Raw genomic sequence first — 5,649 nt, 5'->3', positions numbered from 1 at the left:
TCCTCCTTGAGAAGCTCGTACCAGTATTAAAACAGAAACGGGAACATCTCGTACGTGGTCACTAGGTTCTCGTCGTAAAGAGAAAGTGTTAATATTTTATAATCTTTGGAAGTCTTTTGTATTAAGAAAATGACTGACAATGACTTGATGGATATATTGAAAGAATTGGATGAGAATATCGATTTCGCCAGAGGAGAAATACAGTGGAAAATTGTGTTGTTTCTATCTCAGAGAGGAGCCTCCACAATATCAGAAATATCAAAGGGTGTTGGAATAAATAAAAAAGCATCCATAGATTCCATCAGGAAATTAATAACGAAGGGACTAGTGGAGAAGATAAAATATGATATTTATGATTTGTCTCCCGCAGGTCGTACACTTCTAGGTAAGCTCCTGTCCCTTTCGACTGTTATGAGCCCTACAAACGGTTCGGGTGTGGATCCATCAGAAAAGGTTGTGGAAGTTAAGCCACAGGACGAACTTGATGGCGAGCTAGACATAATGCATAATCTAAACCACTACTACTACTTCGTTGAAATAGGTAAGGCAGCCATGGTGAACGATGGCAAGGTGCCCTTGACAGCACTCTCCAAGGAACTAGGAGTCTCCAAGAGGACCATAATAAATTACCTAGAGATATTAGCAACACGATATAAATTTTTTAAAAAAATTAATAAAAGGAGCATATCCGGTCTAAGGGTGGAATGGATAATTACAGAAGACGGTAAAAAAGTATTAGGAAAGATACCTGGAATTTATAAAATGAGAAATAATATCTTTCTCAAGTTTATATTAAAATCTACAGTTAGTACTAGACTTGATTATGCAATTTTTAAACTATTGATAGCGTTTTCCATTATATCCCCCGTAATCTTTTACTTTTATAAAAATCCCTTGGATCATATTGTGGCAACTATATGGTTATATTTTCTAGTCTTTTACGTTTTAGCTAGTGTGATGGCCTTTATCGGAACAAGGAAATGAGGACTTGTAGTCGAAACTTATGGGGCTCTTTATAATAATCGAGCATGATATTATGTCATGATTCGAATTGCAGTGGTGAGTCCCAAGGGGGGAGTGGGTAAGTCAACAATTTCATACTATTTATCAAAGATACTTAGTGATAAATATAAAGTTGTTCTTGTTGATCGCGACCTGACCGCAACTATAAGTTCTATATTTGGTATAAAAATAGGGATTCTAAATTATCTTGCTGATGATATTAATGGAGAATTTGTATATGAGGATAGAAATCTCAAGGTGGTGTCATTGGCTAGGTTTCAGCCAAGCAATATTCCACCGCTTGAGAAATTCTATGTAGTTTATAAAAATATATTGAATGATGCTGATATAATAATAACGGATAATTCTCCAGGCGGAATCGGTGAGATTGAACTCATGGAGTATAAGGCATATTATAAGGTCACCAATGACAAGGAATCCTATTTCATTCCTGTAACCACGCCGGCGCTTCCCCTGCAGAGAGTGTTAATATTTATCCAAGAGTACAAAAAAATATTGAAGCTCATGGTTCCCGAGTCTTCGTCACTGGAAATTCTAGCCTTGGTGGCAAATATGGTCAAGAATCAGGATATAGAGGTTCCTGGAATAAAGACGATTAAGATACCTTTCTACAAGGATCTACTCTACAACGGGTTTCAAAACTGTGAACCACCAAAGGAGCTTTATGAGTTGGTTAAGCTAGTGGAGAAAATGATATATTAATTCGCTATTACTCTTCTGATTTCAGGCTTACATAGTTTAGATATTGCTTCTTCTATTCCCTCATAAAGACCCATGGACTTTACTTTCCCATTCAGCTTAATTATACAACGGTTCCTATCAACAATGGCCGTGTTGTCATTGATCTTTGAAGGGAAAAAGAGGTAGAGATCCACGTTATCAACAAAAGTTATCTTCCCTTCGCATGATACACCATAGTTTTCCATAATATACGCCTCAAGGCTCTGCTGATCAACTATCTGACGCCTAGTTACCAGATAGTATTGAAGAAGGAGTAGTGGAGCGCCTGCTAGAATGAGGAGTGGTACTCCTAAATAGTAAGCCACTGAGACTATCGCTGAGAAGAATACCGTTGGTAATATTATTGCAGTTTTCATATGACTAGATTGATTTCGTACAATTTAAAAACCCTTTGCTAATACTCCCTAGAAATGAAATAATGAGTAAATTGTTTTATATTATTCAGAATCTTTCATATAGAACGAAATAATCTTTCTGAGAGCCACTGTATAGGGATATTTTGAAGGTAATTTCGATAAAAGAGAAGACACTAGAGAATCTCTCATCCTCACTCCTATGGTACAGGGTGTGTTCAAGTTATCCGTGTGTCGAAGGATGCGTTCTCTGTATGCATCGCTTTCTGATAGAAATCTGGCGATCATTGATAACACTAAACTTGTCTTGGTTAACCCAGTCCTCGCGGAAAGACTCTCAAGTCTCTTGTTCACTTCTATATCTATTCTAAATGTGATGACCCTATGAAAATCTTCATCTAAGATTATGGTTCTCCTGTCATTTTCAAATGTTTCCCTTACTTTCATGGTAGGCCGCCTGTAAATTTTGTGCCAAGTACATTTGCTAGTTTCTCAATTGAGGCATTAATGGAAGGAAACTCATCTACCACATGGGAGGCTCCGTAAATATAGAGCTGCCTGATAAATGGTATCTTCACTAGTGTTACGTTATTAGGTAGGTTAGACGGCTCATCTTTGACCATGTTTAGAACCATGACTTTTTGTGAAGGAGCGGCAGGATATATCATTTCCAATGAAAGCAGGGCATCTAGGTTGGTTTTCAACGAGAAAGGTTGGGGTGTGGTAACTAGAACAAAATTTATTTCGGCGCACTGAAGAAGATGTCCCTCTACCTCTAGGGCAGGGTTGGAAATGTTAGATGAGTCTATTACAATCATGTCACTTTCCCTCGCTACTTCCCTGTAGATCTTCTGAAACTCCTTCAGCCTACTCTGATTTATCGTACCCATGGGAAGAACTACTACTTTATCATTTTTCCATAAATCAAGGTGGTCGTTACGTGCGTCGTATAGGTCATTCAAATGGAGGATTCCGAGCAACCTGCTTACGGTGAGGGTGTTATCCATATCCACAAAAAGAACTCTCCATTTCTCTATCAGCTTTTTAAGAAGAAGGAATGAGACGAAGGACTTTCCGGTTCCGCCTTTTACGCCAGTTATAATTATCTTTTTAGTCAAATTGTAACACCTCCATATAAATAGGGAAAGCTGTTAAGGCTCATGATAAGTCCCCAAACTACGAGGAGAAGAAGGAGAGGAACTCTCAAGCCCGAGTCCAGCTTAAGAACTCCCAAGGAAGCTGGAATGAAAAATGGAATGTCGATAATCAGATTCTGAACCGCGTTGAGGACAAAGGTCTCCAGTACAGAGATGGTGAAGATGGCATAGATCATTCTAGGCGAACTATCCAATCCGTACACGGAAAGTGTAAAGAATAGAAGCGCATTTACGGTTCCCCAACTCAACAGGGTTATTTGGTTCAAGTAACTGGTCAGCGAAAAACCTATGGGGATTGAAAATACCGTAAATAAAAGAATTAGACTAAAAAGTAATGCTGGCCCCGTTAAAAGGACATACCTCTTCAGGTTGCAGGGGATTTGTCGTTTAATTAGAAAGTAGACAAATGTAAATATCACTAATGTTCCCTCAAGCTGAGTCCATGTGAATATATGGGATAACATTGAGAGGTAGGAGAGAAGTATAGCCTTCCCTGTCTCACTCCTCAGGAGATATGAAAGGGAGAGGAACATGAAGGAAAGAGATAGGATATTGGCCTCCAAATTGGAATAGAGAAGAGCTATAATGGTAGGTGATACACCAGCCAGTAGGGCAGCAAGTGGTCCCATTCCCTGCCTAACAGAGTTACCTAATTTATGTGCAGAAAGTACAAAAATAAGTGAAAGTACTGGAATTTGCCATTGAGATAAAATTGTTGCATTCACCAATTTCCCCAAGATATAGAGGAGAGCTAGATAAAGTGGACGAGAAATGAAGAACTTCCCAAGGGATGGTGATAACAACCAGTCAACATATGGAGCTTGATTTGGGAACAGGAATCTTCCCAGGGAGTTTATCCCGGTGAAGGGTAGGGTGGTTACCATCAACGTTACAAAGATTGCAAACGCTAAAGACAGGTTTATTTCACCTGTAGGAATCCCTTTGCTTCTATATCCATAAATTATTCCAATCAATAAGATCAATGGTATTAAAATTGGGGCACCAACCTGAATAACGGCCACTGGTAACATGAGTAAATTTATCCTTATTCCTACTATCGCTAATATGACGTAGGTAACTGCAAATGCATCTATTCCTAAGAGGACATCCCTAGCGAATGAAGGAATTCCCCTTAAGGCAGTTATCGCCAACAGAAAAAGTACAACGCTAATTACTTCGGGCCAGAATATATAGCTTAGGAAAGAGAGAGGGATAGCGTAAATGTAGTAGCCCTTGCTTAGTGCAAGAAATACTGACGCAAGCACGTTGAAAGAGATTGCAATCAAGGGAATTTCGTAGAGATTGGCGAAGACTGTTCTGCCCAGCGTGACGTCGAATCCCTGGTAGAATATTATTGCGAGGAAAGAAAATCCTGCAGATAACCATGCCATGTCCCTCCTTACCTCTATCATCTTATCACCCTCCTTAATACAAGGAATAATTGAAGACCCAGTACAATCCCAAGAATGGTGGTAATATTGATCGGAAACAGATCTACTTCACCAGCCAATTCTCTAAAGTTAGGAATCTGTTCATTGGTTAAACCAGGAAAATTAGCGTATATGAGGGTCATGTTTTCGTTTGTATTTACCTTTTCCAATAGAACACCGCTTGTAGAATAAATGAGAATACTTCTTCCTGCTATTTTAAATGCCGGTATTGCTTGAGATCCAAGACAGAAAGTGAATGATGTACCATTAGCATGAGTAATTATCAAGAAACTGGGAATCGCTGATGTATAGTTCATGATGGTATGAGTCGAAGGGTTAATCACTGAGATTAACGCTGTATGACTGGTGAAATTGAGAATATAGAAAATATAAAGTAAGCCACTAACATTACTGTACAGTTCGTATCCTAGGTAGATATCCATAAGAATCCGTGGCAAACCGTTTATATAAAGAGGAGCAGGAATTTCGACTGGTAGTCACAACAAGTCCTTTCCATATCCTTAATTGTGAGTGAGTCACCAATCAACGGTTAGGTAACAATTAATTCAGCGATTGTAATATATGAGAACAGATATTATCGCAAGTAAATATCGTTACAAGATGCCATAGGATTCATAGAATTATTCATATTATAGAGAATAAAATCATTATATATCTCCTGATACCTAAAGTATCTTATGGTCTCAGGTTCTGCCCTTTTGTCCACTTGCGTGATGTTCTGACTTAAGTTTCATCTGTGAAGGGGCCTAGTTAGATTTGTTGAGCATTTCGCGTCAGAGGCTCCTTACGCCGATATCGGGTAACCAGTGAAGATAAAGGTTAACTCTAGAGTAAATTCAAAAATTACTTATCCTTCCAAGTAGTCGACTACCAGTCGAAATCCTTGGGCATATTTAAAACAACGGCAGGGAGCGTTCATTTCAG

At 38.8% G+C, this 5,649-nt stretch carries 7 protein-coding genes; 2 read left to right on the top strand and 5 right to left on the bottom strand.

Translation table 11 applies throughout. The annotated features are described in order from the left end of the window. Positions 1 to 129 precede the first annotated feature (129 nt). Positions 130 to 984: an HTH domain-containing protein gene (locus L3N51_RS12185; RefSeq protein WP_238027491.1), complete on the top strand. Its 855-nt coding sequence runs from the start codon at positions 130 to 132 to the stop codon at positions 982 to 984. A gap of 57 nt (positions 985 to 1,041) precedes the next feature. After that, complete coding sequence (locus tag L3N51_RS12180) at positions 1,042 to 1,725, top strand: tyrosine-protein kinase family protein (protein ID WP_238027490.1); 684 nt, start codon at positions 1,042 to 1,044, stop codon at positions 1,723 to 1,725. Here the strand turns inward: L3N51_RS12180 and L3N51_RS12175 are convergent. From L3N51_RS12175 to L3N51_RS12155, 5 genes are all read right to left on the bottom strand, one after another. Further along, complete coding sequence (locus tag L3N51_RS12175; RefSeq protein WP_238027489.1) at positions 1,722 to 2,120, bottom strand: hypothetical protein; 399 nt, start codon at positions 2,118 to 2,120, stop codon at positions 1,722 to 1,724. The genes L3N51_RS12180 and L3N51_RS12175 overlap by 4 nt on opposite strands. A gap of 81 nt (positions 2,121 to 2,201) precedes the next feature. Beyond that, on the bottom strand, positions 2,202 to 2,564 hold the full coding sequence (locus L3N51_RS12170; RefSeq protein WP_238027488.1) for a ribbon-helix-helix domain-containing protein: 363 nt from the start codon (positions 2,562 to 2,564) through the stop codon (positions 2,202 to 2,204). Continuing rightward, the gene (locus L3N51_RS12165; RefSeq protein WP_238027487.1) at positions 2,561 to 3,235 is read right to left on the bottom strand and encodes a ParA family protein; all 675 of its coding nucleotides are present in this window, start codon (positions 3,233 to 3,235) and stop codon (positions 2,561 to 2,563) included. Before L3N51_RS12165 ends, L3N51_RS12170 begins: the two co-directional genes overlap by 4 nt. Next, positions 3,232 to 4,686 (bottom strand): hypothetical protein, encoded by a 1,455-nt coding sequence (locus tag L3N51_RS12160; RefSeq protein WP_238027486.1) that lies wholly within the window; start codon positions 4,684 to 4,686, stop codon positions 3,232 to 3,234. The genes L3N51_RS12165 and L3N51_RS12160 overlap by 4 nt, the downstream gene beginning before the upstream one ends. Continuing rightward, positions 4,683 to 5,021, bottom strand: a complete 339-nt coding sequence (locus L3N51_RS12155; RefSeq protein WP_238027485.1) for a hypothetical protein — start codon at positions 5,019 to 5,021, stop codon at positions 4,683 to 4,685. The genes L3N51_RS12160 and L3N51_RS12155 overlap by 4 nt, the downstream gene beginning before the upstream one ends. Between the last annotated feature and the right edge of the window lie 628 nt (positions 5,022 to 5,649).

The organism is Metallosphaera javensis (ex Hofmann et al. 2022), assembly GCF_022064045.1.
GTDB classification, from domain to species: Archaea; Thermoproteota; Thermoprotei_A; order Sulfolobales; family Sulfolobaceae; genus Metallosphaera; species Metallosphaera javensis.
Note: the sequence above shows the minus strand (reverse complement) of the source record. Positions and strands in the feature narration are given on the sequence as shown.

What these genes read in the sequence shown, in the direction of transcription:
- L3N51_RS12175 (WP_238027489.1), bottom strand. Translation starts at nt 2,120, where the DNA reads ATGAAAACTGCAATAATATTACCAACGGTATTCTTCTCAGCGATAGTC.
- L3N51_RS12180 (WP_238027490.1), top strand. Translation starts at nt 1,042, where the DNA reads ATGATTCGAATTGCAGTGGTGAGTCCCAAGGGGGGAGTGGGTAAGTCA.
- L3N51_RS12155 (WP_238027485.1), bottom strand. Translation starts at nt 5,021, where the DNA reads ATGAACTATACATCAGCGATTCCCAGTTTCTTGATAATTACTCATGCT.
- L3N51_RS12160 (WP_238027486.1), bottom strand. Translation starts at nt 4,686, where the DNA reads ATGATAGAGGTAAGGAGGGACATGGCATGGTTATCTGCAGGATTTTCT.
- L3N51_RS12170 (WP_238027488.1), bottom strand. Translation starts at nt 2,564, where the DNA reads ATGAAAGTAAGGGAAACATTTGAAAATGACAGGAGAACCATAATCTTA.
- L3N51_RS12185 (WP_238027491.1), top strand. Translation starts at nt 130, where the DNA reads ATGACTGACAATGACTTGATGGATATATTGAAAGAATTGGATGAGAAT.